Here is an 18664-nt window from a genome sequence, read left to right on the forward strand (position 1 = left end):
ATGAACGAGGTAGAGAAGATACGCTCAGCAAGTGAGTTCCTGATGCGCTGTGATTTGAAGGGACACGAAGTACCTTACTTCAACGAAGTCATGCAGTACCTGAACGAACTGTCTGAAAAAAATCAGCAATGAATGAAGAGTAAGACGTATAAGTAAGGACGTCTTGAGGTGGCTTTTGTTAGCTGCTGAGGCTAACTAGAAGATATAAAAGAATATAGGCCATATGGCCTATGGGATAAAGCAGCTTACATGATTGGCTATGACTTTAATTCTGTGTAATTTAAGTACACCGTAAGTTTATGTTTTAGCCAGTTTGTTGAGACTTTTTATAATGCTGCTGTCTTTTTTAGTCGAAAAACTATCATTATTAACATAATACATGAAGGAGAAACGATGAATAATAGCAAGTTTCGCGATAATGCGCCTGAAACATTGAATGGCGCCACGACTAGAGGTGTTAGCAACTTGGCGGATAGTATTAGCTCTGCAGAAGTTACTACGTCTACTGGTACTCAAACAGTTCTTGAAGCATTAGATGCCCGGTGGAATGTGCTAGTTAAAGGAGGTGAATTCCCCCGCCCACTTGATGAGCAATTAGCTGAAGCTATGTACGTAGAAAACTTCGGTGCAGTAGGTGACAACGTTACTGACGATACTGCTAGCTTGCAACTTGCGTTAGATAGTGGTGAAGATGTATACCTTTCTTCCGGTAAAACGTATCTTATTTCTGACACTCTGAGCATGATAACGCCTAACCAGCGTTTCGGTGGCAATGGTATTATTAATTTTAAAATTGCCAATAACGAACCCTCACGACCAGCTGTTTACTTAGCCAAGGGCGCTGATAAGGCTATTTTATGTGTACGTGCAGTTAATCACAATGGTCAGAATCATGGCCCTATTAACGACCGTGGTGGACACCTAATTTGGGCTTCTGCTATCTTCATGGAGGCTGATGAGTGCGAAGCTCGTAACGTTACTGTTCTTAACGGTGCGGATAATGGTATCGCAGTTTGCCGTATTGAAAATGATACTATTATTGCTGGCGCGCCGCGTATGGTGCGAGTTACTGGTTGTCGCGGTTCTAACTGCGGCTGCGCAACTGGCTTGAAAGAGCTCATTGATGGTGTGCCAACGCCTCGTGGTCGCCTTGGCGCGGCGGTCGATATTGGTTCAGGCAATAACTGCATCGTTTCTGACTGCTTAGATGAAGGCTCTTATATTGGTTTCATTCTAGATTTAGGTGCTGGCGCCCAAGCAGTATTCAGTAACTGTATTGCCTATGCTACTAAGCGTGACTATGACTGGATCGGTACAACTGAGTCAGGTACAGGTTTTTACATTGGAGGATCAGATAGCCACATAGTCAATTGCCAAGCTTTCTTCTGTGAGAATGATGGCTTTTGGTTCGATGCAATTGCTTCTTACACTTCCGGCACTAACTTGATGTCTTATGGCTGTAAGCGTCACGGTTACCGTATTGACAATGACTTTGCCACTTTCACATCCTGCGTTGCAAAAGCTAATAGTCAAGACCCTGAAGCTTTCGGTGTTGGTTATCTAATTGGTGGCCCGAGAAACAAGGCATTTGTTACATTTCTTGGTTGTATGGCTTTCCAGAATCACAAAGTGGGTTTTTACATTCCTTCGGGTGTAACTAAGGCGACACCGACGCTGATTGGTGGTCGTTATGAAGGCTTGATCGCTAACGTCCTTAATGATGGCGCCAATTCTAAGATTGGTTCGCTTATGTCCAACAATGGCAATATGGGGTCTGGCACTACAGAACCAGAAGCTTCTGGCTTTCATGTTGCTGGAAAGAAAATGGCTGGTAAGTTAGGTGATACTGGAAACGCTGGCCAATTTGCTATTAGCCCAGAGAGTTCCAATTCAAAACGTCTTTCTTTTGAGTATGACGATACTGCCAATATGGCACGCATTCAAGCTATAGAAGCAGGCATTTCACACCGTATCTTACAGGTTAATCCCTACGGCGGTCATGTTACGGTTGGTAAAGGTACGTTCGACAGCACTCTGGTGCTGAATAATCACTACCTATGGGTAGACGCCAGCAGTCGATTACGTATTAGCTATGGGCCTCCGGCTTCAGCCAATGCTGGTGTAGTAGTCGGCTCACAAGCCTAAATGGGCTTCTAGTTAGTAGTTTTAAAGCAACTGACTGGAAATTAAATATTCGTACTATCAAGTTTTATAACCCTGCTAACTCAACTATAGATCCGATGCGGAGATTGCTTCACTGATAAGCTCTAGCTGTAGTAGTTGTTCTTGTTGGCAGGGTTGTAAATTTAGATTTATATAAAGGAGAGAGCTATGATGTCGATGAGAAAGAGTGATGCAGAATGTGTTGATTAAATGGTAAGTTGTAGGGGAGTGTTTAAAAAGTTTATGGTATTTTTGAAATAAAACATACTGGGTTGAAAATAAGTGTGTGTAAGAATGCAACAGCTGCCGAGGGTTAACCGGCAGTTTATCACAAGTATAAATATTGTTTACTAAGCGTTGTTTGTAGAGTCGTCGGGTATGTTGTGGGTGCCTTTCTTAGCGATTTCAGGCTCGGGCTCAATGACTACCTCGGTTTCCAGCCAATGTTTTTCCAGTGCCGCCAAGGCTATTTCATAACAATCGTCGATATGGCTGTTACCCATGTATTTCATGGCGGCGAAGCTAATGCTGCCTGCCACAGCGCTACCTACGAAGGGGACGAACTTAGCAACGCCTTTGGAAGCAACCTTGACACCCATTCTGCTGAGCAGCGTCATAATAAGTGCTTTTGTAATGTATTTTCCCGCCATCTTGCTGCCGGTATTTGAAATGACCGTCATCACAAAAAGCTTGGATTCTGTATCCAGGCTGTCGATCTGTTCAGGCGTTAACCCAAATTTTTCATTAATTTTGGGAATTAACCGCATCAATATGGCGACGTCTGAGCCAATATCTAAGCCTGGTATGGGTATAACCGCAGTGCCAGCTGACAGGCTTGAACTCTTCGTTACCATCGAACGGCATGACTGTTTAATGGCTTCGAGCTCTTCTAGTGACTCGATCATATAAGATCCTTTATTCACGAACGGCAAGCTCCTTATGCGGCCCAACTCATTGATTTACCTAGGCAGGCTGAACAAACCAGTCAAGGGAACGACATCATGTACGTTAGGGCGGAGTATAGTTGACCCTCCGTATCTTGCCCTAAGCGCCGCTACCGGACTAAGCGACGTTATCGGCAGGCGGTTATCCAACGCGAATAGGCAATGCGATGATAAATCGCTGTCGTTTCTTTAGGGACGGTTTTGACGCAATACCATCAAACCCGCCATTAATACCATAGCCATACCTAGCCAAGTTATAGCGCCTGCCAATCCTGTTGAGAAGGGGGGCTTTGTTGGGGTAGGGCATTCAGCGGCTCTTTCTCTTCTTCGTCCACACTCAATGCTCTCTTCCCAAGGACTATGCGACGACCCTCCATTTCTCTTGACCTCAAGTTAACCTGAGGTTTTAAAGTAAGCGCCGATTCTTATTTTAGCAATGGCCGATAAAGGGTGGGCAGTGGGTATGTGCAATGGCAATTCGAGATCAATACCGTTGGTAAGAACGATCCTTCTGATCATTCTGATTGGGCTCAACCTGAGGCCATCCATGGCGGCTATTGGCCCGCTGGTTGAGGCAATCCGGTATGATGTGAGTCTTTCATTTACACAGCTGTCGCTTTTAACCACGTTACCGGTACTAGCGATGGGGTTAGGGTGTTTTGTTAGCGCATTGCTTGCAAAGCGGATCGGCTTTAATAGCGTGATTACCCTGGCGCTTGCGTCGATTGCTTTATCGGACGCGTTACACTGGTTTGGCTTCGGGTATACAGGCTTATGGGCAGCCGCGCTGGGCGCCGGCATTGGCATAGCCTTTATCCAGGCGGCACTTCCTGCGGTGATAAAACAGGCGGCAGGCGAGAAAACCCCGATGGTGATGGGGTTCTACATTGCCTCCATCATGGGGGGCGCGGCTCTCGCTTCTGCCATTACACCTGTGGTGAGTGATTATATTGGCTGGCAGAGCGCCTTGGCGTTATGGGGACTTTTAGCACTTGCAGGGCTCGTTTGCTGGGTGATGCGCAGGCGAGTACTGCCAGCCCCTAGTCAAAACAACAGTGTTAGCATCGCTTTTTCAGCGATGGCTCGGCAGCCTCGGTTTTGGTCGTTGGCGATTTTCTTTGGTTTAGGTACGGCGGGTTATACCTGCCTTCTGGCTTGGATTCCGCCCACCTTTATCAATTTAGGCTGGTCTCAAACGCAAGCGGGGCTGGCGCTTAGTTGGCTAACTGCCATTGAGGTGATGGCTGGCCTAACGTTTCCCATACTGGCTCAACAGATGAAAGACCGTCGCCCGGTGTTATTGCTGGTGCTTCTGTTATCGGTGGCGGGCTTTTTGCTTCTTGGGCTAATGCCTAAAACAATGGCTTGGTTGGCAACCGCGCTGCTGGGGTTAGGAATTGGAGGCCTTTTTCCCTTAAGCTTGATCATCACTATGGATCACTCAGACGACCCCGTGCTAGCGGGCCAGCTTGCTGCTTGGGTACAAGGGATCGGCTATATCATCGCCTCTTTAGCACCTATCGCGGCGGGGTTGATAAAAGACTTACTGGGAGGGTTTGAGCAGGCATGGCTTATGCTTGGGGTGGTTTTTATAGGGCTGATAGTGATGAGCCTACGTTTTGATCAATCTAAAGCACCCCAACAGCTACACTTTAGTTAGCGAAAAGGGCTTCTCGGCAATCTAAACGGAAAAGACGAAACGCTAGTGCCCTCGGTTCGTTAGCGTTCTGTTTAATCCGCCCACTGCCAGGGCGGCTCGTCCAGCCATCCCTGACCCAAGATAACCGTCTCGCCAAACTCTTTATCCAGCGCGATAGAGTTACAGGCCTGATCTTGCTCCAGTGTCGCCACTAGGCGCGGCGCGTGGGAGACCACCCACACCTGGGTTTCCCGCGATGCACGGATAATCAGGCGCCCCAGGGCGGGCAGCAAATCCGGGTGTAGGCTGGTTTCCGGCTCATTTAGCACTAGCAAGGAAGGCGGCCTGGGTGTGAGCAGTGCCGCCACCAGCAATAGGTAGCGAAGTGTGCCGTCTGATAGTTCCGACTGATTTAAGGGGCGCAACAGGCCTTTCTGTCGAAACTGTAGTACAAAGCGGTTACCCGCATCGGCCCCAAAATCAATCGTTGCGCCGGGGAAGGCGTCTTCAATTGCCTCATACAAGGCCTTTCGGTCGCCAATCTCGTGTATGGTGCGCAATGCGGCCACTAGGCTGTGGCCATCGTGATCCAGCACCGGGGTGCGGGTACCGATTTGCGGTGTGCGGATGAGGGAGTGTGGGTCGGTTCGGAACTGATCGTAGAAGCGCCAATGACGAATGGCTTGCCGAACAGCATGGACTTCAGGCACGGCGACCGGATCACTGATTTCGTTCAGAATGCTTTCGTAGCTATTAAGGTGGGCATCGTAAACCTGCCATTTACGACCTGCACGCACTTTGACCACAGACCCAACTCGGTCGATCAAACAGCTGCTGGGTCGGCAAACATTGCCTGCCCAAATGCATTCACGTTTTATTTCGGGGTCGAACTGGAACATGGACGGGTCTTGGTAGCCCGCAAAGCCCTGAGGTGCGGGCATCCCCAATGAAATGGCGTAGCCGAAATCTTCACCCACAAAACCCAGCCTAAGCCGAGAACTGTTTCTCTTGGCAGTGCCCTCGATGGGATTGGAGCCGTCTCTCATGCCTCTGGTGAGTTTTTCTGGACCTGCCCAGAAGGTGTAATCAAGCCCACCTTCTTGAGCAATCGAGGAGATAAGATTGCCTTTGGTGGTCTCCGCCAGTAACCGCAGCGCCTTGTATAAATTGGATTTGCCGCACCCGTTGGGCCCAGTCACTACATTGAGACTCGACAAGGGAGAGACAACGTTTTTCAGGCTGCGGTAGTTGGATACGGCAAAGGTGCTGATCATAGCGTTGGGGACTGGCTGCTCTTGGCATCGTGAAAATACCAGTTTAGCCCCAAGTGCCCCCTCACTAGAAGACATCGATAGCTGGAGATTTTAAGTGTCGATTGAGGGGCAGGATGCTCATGTCCGCGATTACGGCGAGGGTTTTGGTCGGCAGTTGCCTTTATTCTGTACGAGCTGTCTGGCGAGAGTGTCAGGCGGGCATCACTTCTTCTCAATATTAAAATATCCTCGGAAATATATAGAAAGACCGGATCAGGCAAGAAACAAAGAGTATTTGGCATTCTGATCCGTTCATTTTGAATCTATCATTCATGTGCTGATAAAGAGACTAGAAAACCAAGCCTCCTTCTCTAAAGAAGATGATTAAATCACAGGTGGGAAATGAGAGAGGAAGCGATCCATGAAGTTCTTTTTCAGCTCGGTAGGTTGAATAGATAGTTAACGTAAGGAGTAAATCATGAAACTTTTAAATGCGGCCTTAATCATTGCATTAATGCTTTCTTCAGGCGTAGCGCTTGCGGAAAAAGGCTCGGATGAAGATAACAGGATTGTTTATTCTGATTCGACGTCTACAGATAGCGGTACTCAGAATATTCCAGCCTCCCAGGTGCTTGCTGACAACCCTTGAACAGAGCTAAGTAGGTCAGTTGTAGGTAGTGTGTTTTGAAGTAACGTAAAGTCATTAAAACTGCTCGGTGGCATGTAGATTTTAAATTAATCACATGTCACAGGGTTGGTCGAGTGATGGCTAGTTATTTAAGGGTAAGGAGTAAATTATGAAGATTTTACATGCAGCCTAAATGATTGTATTAGTACTTTTATCAGGTGAAACATCCGTTGAGAGAGGTTCCGATAAAGATAGAGAGATTGCTTATATCGAGTCAATGTCTTCGCAGCAAGCGAAAGAAGTTTGTTATTATCTGACACGCTGGTTATAAACCTTAAAGCGAATTATTAATTTTGATGTAGGCAATAATGCCGGGCGGGCCTAGTCATTTTAGGCCCGCCCGTTTATTTTCAGGCTTCCATTTGATTCAGTAAGGTTGAGATTTTACGCTACCTCCTAGGGCTGCAGTCTCAATAGCCAAGCACAACATTTACCCCATTAGGTGAAGTGTTGCTTTGTCCAGCCCCGCGCCTTTCATGGTGTTGAGCGTTGAGCCCTACGCAATGATACCCACCCGGCAATACGCTGTTGCCCGCTCATGGCGGCTACCATCAAACTGGGCAGGAAAGTCAGCGTGATGAGCGTGGAGAACGCGATGCCAAACATCACGATGGCGCCCAGGCCACGGTAGAGTTCGGTGCCCGCCCCAGGGATCAGTACCAGAGGGGCGAGACCGAAGATGGTGGTCAGGCTGGACATCAGGATCGCGCGCAGACGGATATTGACCGCATCATCAACTGCCGCGACGATGGATTCCGCGCCTTCTTCCAGCCGCTTGTAGGCTTCCTGAACGATCAGGATCGGGTTGTTGACGACGGAGCCGAGCAATACCAGAAAGCCGAGAGTAGCGTGATCATATCGAAAGGCTGGTGGATGCCAAACGGAGCGCCGAGGCCGTTGAGTATCGCCAGGCCAAGAATCCCGCCCGCGAGCCCCAAAGGAATCGTGGCCATGACGAATAACGGCCGCCCCCAGTGGCGGAAAATCGCCACGAGCATCAGATAGCACAACAGCACCGCGATCATGAAATTACCCGAGACTGCTTCGCGGGTGGCTTGCAACTGGTCGCTGGCACCGGTGATATCTATCGAGACGCCGTGCGGGATCTCACCGTCACTGCGCATGGCCCCGATCAGCTCGTTTTGCACGCGTTCGACGCCCGTTTCCAGCGCCACCGAGCGCGGCGGCACGATATTCAGCGTCACCGTGCGGCGCCCGTCCAGCCGTCGAATGCTGTCCGTATCGACGGACTCGTTCAAATCGGCCAATGCAGAAAGTGGCAGCACGTCGCCAGAAGGTGTGGCAATGGGCAGGTCACCCAGGCGCTCTGCCCGCTGATCGCTACCCGCGCTGCTGAATAGGTAGATGTCGACCCGACGGTCATCCAGGATCATTTGGTCGGCAAACGCACCATCGCTTAGCGCCGCCACGGAATAGCCAAAGCGCTCAGCGTCGAGCCCGACTTCCACCAGACGCTCCCACCGAGGCTGGATCTCCAGCAATAACTGATCCAGGCTGAGTGAGCTGGGTTCGGAACCAATCTGCGCGTCGTCGAACAGTGCTCCTGCGCGGGCATAGGCAAGGCTCGCAACCTGATAGATCTCGGCAAGATCAGAGCCGGAAATGTCCATGTTGATACTGCGCGTACCGCCATCGTTGGTGGAGATGATGGAGCCCCGTGAGGCGAATGCGCGCATGCCCGGCCAGGCCGTAAAGCGTGCCTCGAGGGCGCCCATTAATGCTTCCAGATCGGTTGGATCTTTCGGATCGGTAATGACACGAATGCCCTGGGCATCGACGAACATGGCGAAGAAGCGCAGTGCGGGCATATTCGTTTCGCCACGGTGGAAGCGTGCCGGTTCGTCATCAAGACGCTGCTGCAGCTCCGGGATTAGCTCCTGCGCGATGGATTCCATCTCCGTCAGGTTGTAGCCCGGCGGTGCGATCATGTTAGAGAAGATGCGCGCCTCTTCGCCTTCCGGCAAGTACTCCGCCGGAGGGGTTAGCCACACCACGACCCATGCCGACAAGCCAAGCGTGCCGAGTAGAATCATCACGCGCCGTATCGGATGGCGATAGGCGCGGGTGATCCAGCGGCCGATGCGGTCAAAGGCGCCGTCCTCGACGGTAACTCCTGGCTGGATTGCCGGTAGCAGTCGTGCCGCCATCGCCGGTAGCACGGTCACCGCAACGGCCATCGACGCAAGAATAGAAGAGGAAATCGCAATCGCGATATCCGAATAGAGCTGTCCGGCTTCCTCCTGAATGAACAGCGTGGGGGCAAATACCAGGACTGACGTAAGCGTGCTCGCCATGACCGCCGTCCAGACCCGGCGCACACCCGCCACTGCGGCATCGAAGGGTTTCAGGCCGCGTCGTCGTGCTTGATCGATGCTTTCGAGGACAACGATGGTGTTATCCAGTGTCATGCCAATGGCAAACGCCACGCCGGCCAATGAGATAACGTTCAGCGTTCGGCCTGCGAGTAGCAGGCCGATAAAGGCGGCGATCGTACAGACCGGGATTGCGATCACCCCGACAAAGGTGCTGCGCGCCGAACGCAGGAAGGCAAACATTATCAGTGTTGCCAGCAGTGTCCCGAGTAAAAGGTTATTCCAGACGTTGGCGACCGAGTCTTCAACGTAGCGCGCATCTTCGTTGATCAGCGTCATTTCAAGACCCAACGGCGCCAGAAGCTCGTCGCTGATCGTCTCGACTTCCGGCAGTACAGCATACTTGGTCTGGACGACATTCGATCCCGTTTCGCGGCGCACCGCCAGGATCAGTGAAGGCAGGCCGTTATAGAATGCCTGGGTACGCATTTCATGGTGACTGAGCCGGATATTGGCCAGTTCGGAGAGCCGCATCAAGGCGCCCTGGCGCTCGGCAATAATCAACTCACCCATATCGCTGGGCTCACGGAAGCGGCCGATCGTGCGTGCCATCACACTGCGCTTTCCACTGTCCAGGTCGCCCGCTGAACTGTCGACGTTACGGGTCTGCAGTGCATTGCGCACATCGGTCATGTCGAGCCCGCGTTCGGCCAAACGGTACGGATCGATTTCTACGCGCACCTGCCGTGCTTCCGCGCCCCATATTTCCACGAGCGAAACACCATTGACGCGCTCCAGGCGGGGCGCACCTCATCCTCCAGAAAGTTACGCATCATCTCCAGATCGAGGTTTTCTCCACTTTCCGCACGTGGCCCGATGCGGAAATACATGAAGGGTTCGTCCGAGGAAGAGACTGTCGTCAGGGCGGGGGCATCGACATTTTCAGGGTAGCTGGATACTTGGCTAAGCGCGTTGTTGGTGCGTATCAGCGCTTCATTAATGTCGACGCCGAAGGGAAACTCCAGCTCAATACTGGCTTGGCCGATGCTGGCGGTGGAAACCATTCGTTGGAGATTGGGCAAGGTGCGGAGGTATTGTTCCTGCTCGATAAGAATCTCTTGCTCCACGTCACGGGGAGACGCCCCAGGCCAGCTTGTCTCCACGCTGATGGTGCGTACTTCCAGGTCGGGGATCATCTGAACCGGTACCCGCAGTGCAGCAGTGATCCCCAGTAAGCAAAGGATCAGAACTGCGACGGCAATCAGGGTGCTGTGGTGAATAACGCGTCCGAAATCCATGTGTTAGCGCTCCACCACTTCCACGGGCTGACCGTCGGTCAGGGCCTCGTTGCCTCGGGTGACGACCTGATCGCCCTGGCGCAGGGTGTCACCCGCGACGGCGACCTGACCGCCCTGTTCATACAGAATTTGCACCTGGCGCCGGCGGGCGATGCGTTCATTGTTTGTGTTATCGACGATGTAGACGCTGTGGCTACCATCCGGTTGGCGCAGCAACGCATCGCGACTAATGGCCAATGTATCGGTTGCTTGCGGGGGTAAAGAAATTTCTGCCCGGGCGGAGGTGCCAGGAAGTAATCGACCCTGTGGATCGTTTACCAGTAGGCGAAGTAGAAAGGTTCTCGCCTCGGGGTCGGTGACGGGAACCCGTGCAATGATCTGCGCGGGCAATGGGGTGTCATCCAGCGTATCGGCATATACTTGCGCTTGTGCCTGCTCATCTAGCTGCCCAAATCGCTCTTGGGGCACTTGCACATCCAGACGTATACGATCAATCGTGACTAACGATAACACCGGCGTTCCCCGTTGCACCCATTCGCCAACTTCGGTGAGTTTTTCGGCGACGACGCCTGGGAAGGGGGCTGGCAAACTGTGCCGTTCAACCAGTTCTTCCTGCTCTCGTGTGGCTGCTTGAGCGGAGGCTGCCGATGCCCGTGCTAGATTTAGCGCGGCAACACGCGATGCGACCTCTGTTGCGGGGATGGCCTGACGTTCAGCAAGCCGCTGTGCCTCATTTACCAAGCGTTCAGCCTCTCGCACCGAGGCGTTTGCCTCTTCCTCCTGAGCGCGAGCACGCATGAGCGCCTGTTGTGCAAGGGCCGGGTCGAGTTCGAGCAGTAACTGTCCGGTCTTAACATGATCACCCGCTTCAACATGCACGTGTGCCACGAGCCCGTCCGCGCGAGGGGAGAGGCGTGTCTGGCGCTCAGCGGTTAGGGTACCCGTAAGTGACAACTGCTCGCCTAACGTCGCCAGTTCCGCTGGTACCGCTGAGACAGGTACGGCAGCACGCTCATTGTCACTTATATTATCGTCAGCAGGGGTGCCACAGGCGGTCAGAAGAAAACAGGCGAATCCAGAAAGCCAGAATTTGATGGTCATAGTCATCCTCTCCGGCCATCCTCTGCTAGGAGAAAAGCCATCAGTGGGTTTCGATTACTGTGAATGGAGTAGTGCAGATGACACTCCGTCATCACACGCCGATGCGCTCACCGCTAGCGGCAGGACGAGGCTTACGTCGGACGATGCGGTAGACGGTGGCGGGAGGGACATTTACGAGTATGCGACCAATACGCGTTGCCTTAAGCCCAAGGCGGTCGAGCAGCGCTCGGGGTATAGGGCAGCTCGGGCCATAAGTGAACTGATAAAAAGATCCTTCGGGCCGCATTTTGGCAAAAGCGCCGTCCAGAATGGCGATCATCTTACGTGGAGACATTGACAGCATGGGCAACCCACTGACGACAGCACCAGCATGCGCCCCGTCGAAAAACTTAACTTCGTGTAGCCTTGAAGCATCAATACAAAACGTGTGCGCATGCCCGAAGCGATGCTGTAGCCGGGTAACGAATGCCGCGTCATTCTCGATTAATGCTATGTTTTTCTGGTCGATACCACGCTCAATGAGTGCGTGTGTAAAGACCCCCGTCCCCGGCCCAAGCTCGATGATCAGACCCGTATCCGTAGATATTTCCGAGGTAATAAGGTTGGCCAGCGCTCGACCGGAAGGCATGAGCGCACCAATACTCAGTGGGTTAAAGAGCCAAGCCTTGAAGAATAAGAGTGTGTCGGACAGGTTTCTAAGTTCCATAGCTTTTCTAAACTCTTCCAAAGGATCGAAGACGGCAGCATCTGCGAAGGCTATCGATTGTTACCAAGACCCTGCCTACTATTAATACTTCGCTAATCTCTATATGTGATTATCTCTGCTTACCGAGCTGGGCTATCAAAGCTGTCTGCTGGGAATAAAAAAGTAGGCCATGGTTGTGCCCACGGTGTGTCAAAGATTGGTTATTTTGTAGCAAGGTGCACCAAGACAACTAAAGCGCGGTAGAGGTGGATATGGTTCGTGCTCAGCGGTATCCGGAACATCATGACTGCAACCATAGGTGCTTGGGGCTGTCTGATCTATGCGCTAAAGTCCAGTCTATCTTCGCCATCGTCCAGGAGAATGCATGGATCCACTTTCAGACGTACTCTCGCTGCTGAAGCCACGCAGCTACGTATCCGCCGGAGTAGATGCCGGTGGCGAATGGTCAATCCAGTATCCGGATCAGAATAAACTGATTAAATGCTACGCAGTGGTGTCGGGCGAATGCTGGCTGGCGGTCGAGGGGGTTCCTGAGGCGGCTCACTTGAAGAAGGGAGATTGCTTTGTCTTGCCGAGTGGACGTCCTTTCCGTCTTGCGAGCGATATGGCGCTGCCGACTGTTCCTTCCAGCACGTATTTTCCGCCCCCGCATCCGGGAACTGTCGTCACCATTAACGATGGGGGCGGTTGCTTTCTTGTCGGAAGTCGTTTTGGCGTCAGCGGTGGGCATGCCGATATACTGATGGGCATGCTGCCGCCCATCGTGCACATTCACAACGAGTCGGAACAGGCTGCGCTGCGCTGGTCGGTGGAAAGGATGATGCAGGAACTACGCGAACCGCAGGCCGGTAGCGCCCTCGTTGCCCAGCACCTCGCGCATATGATGCTGGTTCAGGCACTCAGGTTGCATGTGACAGAAGCGACGCAAGCGAAGGAGGCGGGATGGCTTTTTGGTGTAGCAGACAAGCAGTTGGGGCCAGCTATTAATGCAATCCATGCTGAGCCTGCATATCGCTGGACACTACAGTCACTGGCCGAGCGCGCCTGCATGTCCCGTTCGGCCTTTGCCCAAAAATTCAAAGAGACAATTGGTTCGTCACCCATGGAATACGTGACGCGATGGCGTATGCTTCTTGCGGTGGATAGGTTAGAGAATTCCAGTGATCCTGTTTCCGTTATATCATTCTCCCTCGGCTACGAGTCCGAAAGCGCGTTCAGCACCGCTTTCAAACGTGTCATGGGAGCTTCGCCACGGCAGTATCGTGGCACGCTCTTCAATTCTGAGCACGGTTTAGTGAGTGGAAGAACTGCTTAGCAGATTTTTTGGAAGTGGCTCTCAGATTCTGCGCCTAAGTCGTTATAAACGTTCAGTTAACTATCTGGCCTTCAAAACGATAATTGAGCAATAGATCAGGCCAAAAAATATATAATGACTAGTGTTCCTGCACCTGCCATCCCTATTGTATTGGTGAACTCTAGTATCTCATCCTCAATATCATTCAGTAGCCAAGCTGTAGTGCTTTTTGATTTTATTTTGGAAAAGATTAAGGCTGCAGTGCTAGCTTCAACGCTGAAGACGGCAATGGTGTTTTCAATTGATCCTGCATCAAGAAGTATCATGGGTAACGCTAAAAAGGCAGTTAAAGTTATTGTAATGCGTAAAGCAAAGCACTGTGAATGACTTAAAGTTCCAGGAGTTTCTGATAGCCAAGCATTTGAGAATAACGTTTTCTCTTCCATGCATAGCGTTACAAGAAAACACTTGGATAGTGAAAATATAGATATAACCATCTTATTGCACCTATTCTCCATGAGTCCCGAAAAGCTCAGTCGGGGAGGGACGTCGATTAGTCTCCTGTTACCTCGCGAATACCATCGAGGAGGTCGTCAAAATAGGGATTCCAAGTCAGGCGAGCGTGGTATTTTTCCGCGTCGCTCTGACCCCATGCGCCGAACCACAGGGCATCCGGGTCGTCGGGCGGCGCGAGGCCGTCCTGGCCGTTTTCCAGCATGAGGTAGCTACCCGCTTGACCGTAATAGGTATTCTCGGGTGCAAACAGCACATTCATGTGGGAAAAGTTGCTGATTCGCCGGTCGGGAAGGTGGCTGGTCAGGGCGGTGACGCGGGGATCGTCACGGTGCTGTGGTGGATCGCCGTACCAGACGAAACGCGATTGTAGATTGGGAAAGCGGTTTTGAAAGGCAGTGAGCGTCGCGTCGGGGTCAAGGACGCTGTCGTGCTGGCTCATGGTCATCAGCACGGGTTTATCGAAGCGCTCGGCTGCGAGGTTTTTTTGCACGGCACTGACCGAGCGATAATAGAGCGAGGCCCCGCGTACAGGAAGTGATTGGTAAGTGACAATATTGTCTTCATCATCGATATCGAGCCAGTCCCAAAAATAGGAAATGGCCGGGGCGAGAAATAGATAGTGGGTATCGGGGTAAAATCCAGGGGAAAAAAGCAGCAGGCCATCGACATTGTCGTCTGTGAACGCATGAGAGGTGACTAGATTACCTCCGGTTGAGAAACCGCCAAGCCAAAGTTCATCGACCTCGGCTGCAAGCAGTTTGGCGTGATGGGCAATGATGTTTTCCCAATCATCATTATCAGGCAGCATCAGATCGGCTGGACGTGTACCGTGGCCGGGCAGGAGGATGGAGCGAACCAGCCAGCCGTCATTCGCCATAGCGTTGGCGATATCGATGAAATACCACGGGCTTGTGCCCAGTCCATGCACTAACAGAATACCGCGTTTCGCCGGTTTATCAGGGCGGATTTCAAACGGCGTATTGAGCTGTATTTCAAGGTCGCGGTTCTCACTGATGAAAGCGCGATTATCAGCAATCCATGCACGTGTTTCGCGCACATATTGATCGAAACTCTCCTGATCATAGCGAGGCAGGTTTTCTGAGGGTTGAAAACCCGGCGAATCCGGTGGCATGGTGCAGGAAGCCAGCAAGAAAAGTGTGAAAAGTAGAACGTTCAGGCGGCTAATCATGAAACCCTCTCTGTAGATGCTTGCCTCTAACAGAGAGCCACAAATGTGCTCCCCCTTATTTAGAATGATCGTGCAGGCGGGCTGTGTAGTGTTTAACGAGCAGCGTGATTATTTTGACTGTTACGGTTATTTAGCTGTTTAAGGCAAACCCCGGCAGCACTGCCTCGGCCTCGATAGCGATTAACCATTCCGGTTCGGCAAGGCCGTACACAATCAACCAAGTAGCAGCCGGCGGGGCGATGGGGAAACGATGCTTCAGCGCCTCCATTACCACTTGCTGGTCGTAGCGAGCGGATTCGGCTAAGTAGATTCTCAACATCACCACACGCAAGAGATCGCCGCCGAGGCTTGATAGCAATCGTTCGATATTGTTCAGCGCTGCTTCGGTCTGCTCGGGAAGTTCGGGGCCCGCTAAATGGCCTTCGGTATCGACCCCTACCTGGCTGGACATCAGCACCCGGGAGCCCCCTGAACTAATACGGCTTGGCTGTGACCTTCGATCAAGGTATCGGGCAGGTTGGGCGGATTTAGGGGCTTGCGTCTTAAAATTTGCATGACCACCTCGTTGATAAGTGATGTAGGGCGCTGTTTGCAGGGATTAACCCTAGGCTTCTTTGCATAGCTTCATGATCAACCCGGGATGGGCGTTGTGAGCCGAAAGCACCCAGCCGTGTGCCATGGCGATTTCCTGGCAGATGGCCAGCCCCAAACCAGCACCATGGTCGCGCCGATGTGCACCACGCCAGAAACGAGAGAACAGCAGAGACAGCTGTTCAGGCTCGACGCCAGGCCCCCGGTCACGCACGGTTATCATATTGCTCTGGATCTCCATGCTGACGACGGTCTGCTCGGGGGCATGCTGGATGGCGTTCTCCAGCAAGTTCTTGAGCAGGGTGAAGCATGCCCCGTGATCAGCCTTCCATGTCACCCCTTGATCCGCGGCAAGCACCGTTAAATGCACATCCGCGGACTCCGCCATGCGCTGCAAGTAGGTAGAAGCTTCGTGGGCGATGTCGTGCATTCGAACAACGCTAAACTGGTAGTTATGCGCCTCGCTTGCTTCTGCCAGAAGCAACAGCTGTTGCACCTGGCGGGTCATATACTCGACATCGCTCAATAGCGCTTCGCGGTCATTTCGCCCTTCCTCAAGCAACTCAACCTGCCCGCGGATCAGCGCCAGTGGCGTTTTCAATTCGTGGGCCGCGTGGCCGAGAAACTCCTGCTGAAGGCGATAACCCCGCTCAAGGCGCTCCAGGGCGTGATTGAAGCTATCCACCAGTGGCGCAATCTCCACGGGAACCGCTTCCGTATTTAGTCGGGCGTCAATGGAGCGCGGTGAAATAGCCGCTGCGGAATCTGATACATCGCGCAGCGGTTTAAGGGTGTAGCGCAAGGTGACGAAGGCACATAGACCAAAGGCGATAAACAAGACGAAGCCGAACAGCAGCACGCCAGCGACCACCTGTGGGAAGGCAACTTTATGAAGAATGTCCACGAACCTTGCGCTGGCCACGAACTGCAAATACCACGTTCTCCCATTGTGCTCCAGGGGCTGCGTAGCGCCATAAAAGGTCTTGCCATTGTGCTCGAAGGTAAAGTTACCGCGGGCTAATTGATGGGTGGCGCCGTTGGCTGGCCAGAATTCTTCGCTGCTACTCGAAAAGGCCGCCACGTTCCCAGTGTTATCTAGAATTCGGTACGCTGTCTCGCTCTGTGGCCCTTCGTATAACCAGGCGCGGTCATCCATGCCTGAGTCGAAACCTATAGGTACTCCACTACTATCGAAAACGATGTTATCGGCTAGCCCCTCGGCGGCGTCGGCTAGATCCATGCGAGCTAGTAAATCGCTCTGAAGCAACACTGTCGCCGCGATCACCAGCAGCATGATACTCAGCACCATCCCTGCCACATAGGCCAACAGCACTTTCAGCCTCAGGCTATTTAGCGTCATCCGCTTGACGAAGCGCATACCCCATTCCTCTGATGTTGACGATCCGATGGCGCGATCCGATGGCAAGCAGCTTGCGGCGTAAACGGTACAGGGCGACATCCAAAGCGTTCGGTGTTACAGCCTCGCTTAGGCCCCAGGCCGCCGCTTCTAGCGCGCTGCGGCGAACTACCTCATCGTGCTTGTATAACAGCAACTGCATAATGTGTAGCTCCGCCGGGGCAAGGGTAATGCTCTCGTTCCCGCTGAACAGAACGCCGCTTTCAGTATGCAGTCTCAGGTCGCCATGACTGGGATCGATAGGGTGGAACTCCACAGGGCGGCGCAGCAAGGCCCTAACCCGTGCCACCATTTCGTCCATGGCAAATGGCTTGGGCAGGTAGTCATCGGCACCGGCTTCTAGGCCTTCTAGCCGGTCATGTAGCGCATCGCGCGCCGTCAACACCAGGCAGGGAACGCTAAGGCCCGCGTTGCGAAGCTTCTTCAGCAATAGCAGCCCATCCCCATCCGGCAAGCCGCGATCAAGCACCAGTGCCTGATAGGGCAACTGCTGGACGGCAGCCCATGCCGCATCAATGCGTCCGACCACATCAACGCCGATACCGGCGTTCACCAGCCCTTTGCACATCAAATGGGCTAGCCGGTCGTGATCTTCGATCAGCAGTATGCGGCTCATCAGAAAGTGTAAAGATAGCCAACGAACACGGCATTTTGGGTCGAACGATCCACCAGCGGACTATCTTTGATTTCGTCCGCCAGGCTCGTGACCTCAACACCCATCAGCACAGAGTGATGTTGATCAAACTGATACACGCCGCGCACCCCCGCCTTGATATTGATAGCCGATTCCCCTGAATAGGCAGGGCGATCGAAGCGAATCTCGCTATCGCGAACACCGAAATAGTAATCGACGTTCTTGTCGTCCTGCCAGGATGCCCCTACGCGTGGGGTTAGCAGTACATGTTCGCCGATTTGCCACGTTCTCTCCAGGCCAAGATTGAAGCGCTGCCCGTCGCTGTTGCCGGAGACGTCGGTGAGCCATTCGGCGTCGACATCAACGAGGTTGCTGTTCCACTCCATTTTGGCCCCCGCCCAAAAGCCGCCCTCGCGCTCACCCATGCCGTTGAGAATGGGGGCGTCGTTTTCTTCGTAGCCGCTACCATCGTACTGGCCGACGATACCGAAATTGAGTTGTTGCGAGTCGCTGATATTAATACTCGGCAGTTTAAATTCGATTCCCGGACCGAAGACACGAAAGTACCGGTTCTCGACCTGGAGTAAGGGCAGTGCGCTGTTATCCCGATCGATACCGGCATAGGGTTCCTGCTTGCTTATTGCGCCTATCCCTAATCCCCAAGTGGTTTTATTTGCGCTTGCGTCGTCGGCAAATGCCAACGGAGAAACAATAACAAAACCGCTTATGAGCGCGGCGGTCGCCAACCCTCTGGTGGTGAGCTGAACGGTCTGAGAGAGCGACTGATGAGACCCCATGGTGGCACTCCTATCATGGTGTGAAAGTGAGCATGATTTGAAAGTGCCATCATCAGGTGCGCTATCTTACGCGTTTCTTACTGGTGCCCGATTTATTTAAA

16 protein-coding genes and 1 pseudogene are annotated in these 18664 nt (G+C 52.6%); 5 read left to right on the plus strand and 12 right to left on the minus strand.

The window, feature by feature from the left end:
- The gene (locus FDY98_RS26775) at positions 1 to 132 is read left to right on the plus strand and encodes a hypothetical protein (protein ID WP_340146694.1); all 132 of its coding nucleotides are present in this window, start codon (positions 1 to 3) and stop codon (positions 130 to 132) included.
- Positions 133 to 393: 261 nt separating this feature from the next.
- Positions 394 to 2145 (plus strand): glycosyl hydrolase family 28-related protein, encoded by a 1752-nt coding sequence (locus FDY98_RS04185; RefSeq protein WP_027957273.1) that lies wholly within the window; start codon positions 394 to 396, stop codon positions 2143 to 2145.
- 368 nt (positions 2146 to 2513) lie between these two features.
- Here FDY98_RS04185 and FDY98_RS04190 read toward each other — a convergent pair whose 3' ends face one another.
- Positions 2514 to 3068: a hypothetical protein gene (locus FDY98_RS04190; protein WP_051430603.1), complete on the minus strand. Its 555-nt coding sequence runs from the start codon at positions 3066 to 3068 to the stop codon at positions 2514 to 2516.
- Positions 3069 to 3654: 586 nt separating this feature from the next.
- Here FDY98_RS04190 and FDY98_RS04195 point away from each other — a divergent pair.
- On the plus strand, positions 3655 to 4767 hold the full coding sequence (locus FDY98_RS04195; RefSeq protein WP_231500600.1) for an MFS transporter: 1113 nt from the start codon (positions 3655 to 3657) through the stop codon (positions 4765 to 4767).
- 71 nt (positions 4768 to 4838) lie between these two features.
- Here the strand turns inward: FDY98_RS04195 and FDY98_RS04200 are convergent, their stop codons facing one another.
- Positions 4839 to 6020, minus strand: coding sequence for an AAA family ATPase (locus FDY98_RS04200; protein WP_027957272.1), 1182 nt, complete (start codon positions 6018 to 6020; stop codon positions 4839 to 4841).
- A gap of 457 nt (positions 6021 to 6477) precedes the next feature.
- Between FDY98_RS04200 and FDY98_RS25905 the strand changes: the two genes are divergently transcribed.
- Positions 6478 to 6648, plus strand: a complete 171-nt coding sequence (locus FDY98_RS25905; protein WP_162836259.1) for a hypothetical protein — start codon at positions 6478 to 6480, stop codon at positions 6646 to 6648.
- 513 nt (positions 6649 to 7161) lie between these two features.
- Here the strand turns inward: FDY98_RS25905 and FDY98_RS26780 are convergent.
- From FDY98_RS26780 to FDY98_RS04215, 4 genes and pseudogenes are all read right to left on the minus strand, one after another.
- A complete protein-coding gene (locus tag FDY98_RS26780; RefSeq protein WP_340146695.1) occupies positions 7162 to 7515 on the minus strand; it encodes an efflux RND transporter permease subunit in 354 nt (117 codons plus the stop codon).
- A pseudogene (locus tag FDY98_RS04205) lies at positions 7482 to 10318 on the minus strand (efflux RND transporter permease subunit). Before FDY98_RS04205 ends, FDY98_RS26780 begins: the two are co-directional and overlap by 34 nt.
- Before the next feature lie 3 nt (positions 10319 to 10321).
- A complete protein-coding gene (locus tag FDY98_RS04210) occupies positions 10322 to 11419 on the minus strand; it encodes an efflux RND transporter periplasmic adaptor subunit (RefSeq protein WP_231500599.1) in 1098 nt (365 codons plus the stop codon).
- Positions 11420 to 11510: 91 nt separating this feature from the next.
- Complete coding sequence (locus tag FDY98_RS04215; RefSeq protein WP_231500598.1) at positions 11511 to 12047, minus strand: class I SAM-dependent methyltransferase; 537 nt, start codon at positions 12045 to 12047, stop codon at positions 11511 to 11513.
- 442 nt (positions 12048 to 12489) lie between these two features.
- Between FDY98_RS04215 and FDY98_RS04220 the strand changes: the two genes are divergently transcribed.
- On the plus strand, positions 12490 to 13440 hold the full coding sequence (locus FDY98_RS04220) for an AraC family transcriptional regulator (RefSeq protein WP_035538961.1): 951 nt from the start codon (positions 12490 to 12492) through the stop codon (positions 13438 to 13440).
- Positions 13441 to 13535: 95 nt separating this feature from the next.
- Here FDY98_RS04220 and FDY98_RS04225 read toward each other — a convergent pair whose 3' ends face one another.
- The 6 genes from FDY98_RS04225 to FDY98_RS04250 form a co-directional block, all read right to left on the minus strand.
- The gene (locus FDY98_RS04225; RefSeq protein ID WP_155705689.1) at positions 13536 to 13865 is read right to left on the minus strand and encodes a hypothetical protein; all 330 of its coding nucleotides are present in this window, start codon (positions 13863 to 13865) and stop codon (positions 13536 to 13538) included.
- A 107-nt stretch (positions 13866 to 13972) separates the two neighbouring features.
- Positions 13973 to 15124 (minus strand): alpha/beta hydrolase, encoded by a 1152-nt coding sequence (locus FDY98_RS04230; protein ID WP_051430601.1) that lies wholly within the window; start codon positions 15122 to 15124, stop codon positions 13973 to 13975.
- A gap of 130 nt (positions 15125 to 15254) precedes the next feature.
- Complete coding sequence (locus FDY98_RS04235) at positions 15255 to 15575, minus strand: Rid family hydrolase (protein ID WP_340146843.1); 321 nt, start codon at positions 15573 to 15575, stop codon at positions 15255 to 15257.
- Positions 15576 to 15728: 153 nt separating this feature from the next.
- The gene (locus FDY98_RS04240; RefSeq protein WP_027957266.1) at positions 15729 to 17093 is read right to left on the minus strand and encodes a sensor histidine kinase; all 1365 of its coding nucleotides are present in this window, start codon (positions 17091 to 17093) and stop codon (positions 15729 to 15731) included.
- Positions 17062 to 17748, minus strand: a complete 687-nt coding sequence (locus FDY98_RS04245) for a response regulator transcription factor (RefSeq protein WP_027957265.1) — start codon at positions 17746 to 17748, stop codon at positions 17062 to 17064. The genes FDY98_RS04240 and FDY98_RS04245 overlap by 32 nt, the downstream gene beginning before the upstream one ends.
- Positions 17748 to 18563: a MipA/OmpV family protein gene (locus FDY98_RS04250; RefSeq protein WP_027957264.1), complete on the minus strand. Its 816-nt coding sequence runs from the start codon at positions 18561 to 18563 to the stop codon at positions 17748 to 17750. The genes FDY98_RS04245 and FDY98_RS04250 overlap by 1 nt, the downstream gene beginning before the upstream one ends.
- Positions 18564 to 18664 lie beyond the last annotated feature (101 nt).

It is taken from the genome of Halomonas sp. PA16-9 (genome assembly GCF_009728585.1).
Lineage (GTDB): Bacteria > Pseudomonadota > Gammaproteobacteria > Pseudomonadales > Halomonadaceae > Vreelandella > Vreelandella titanicae.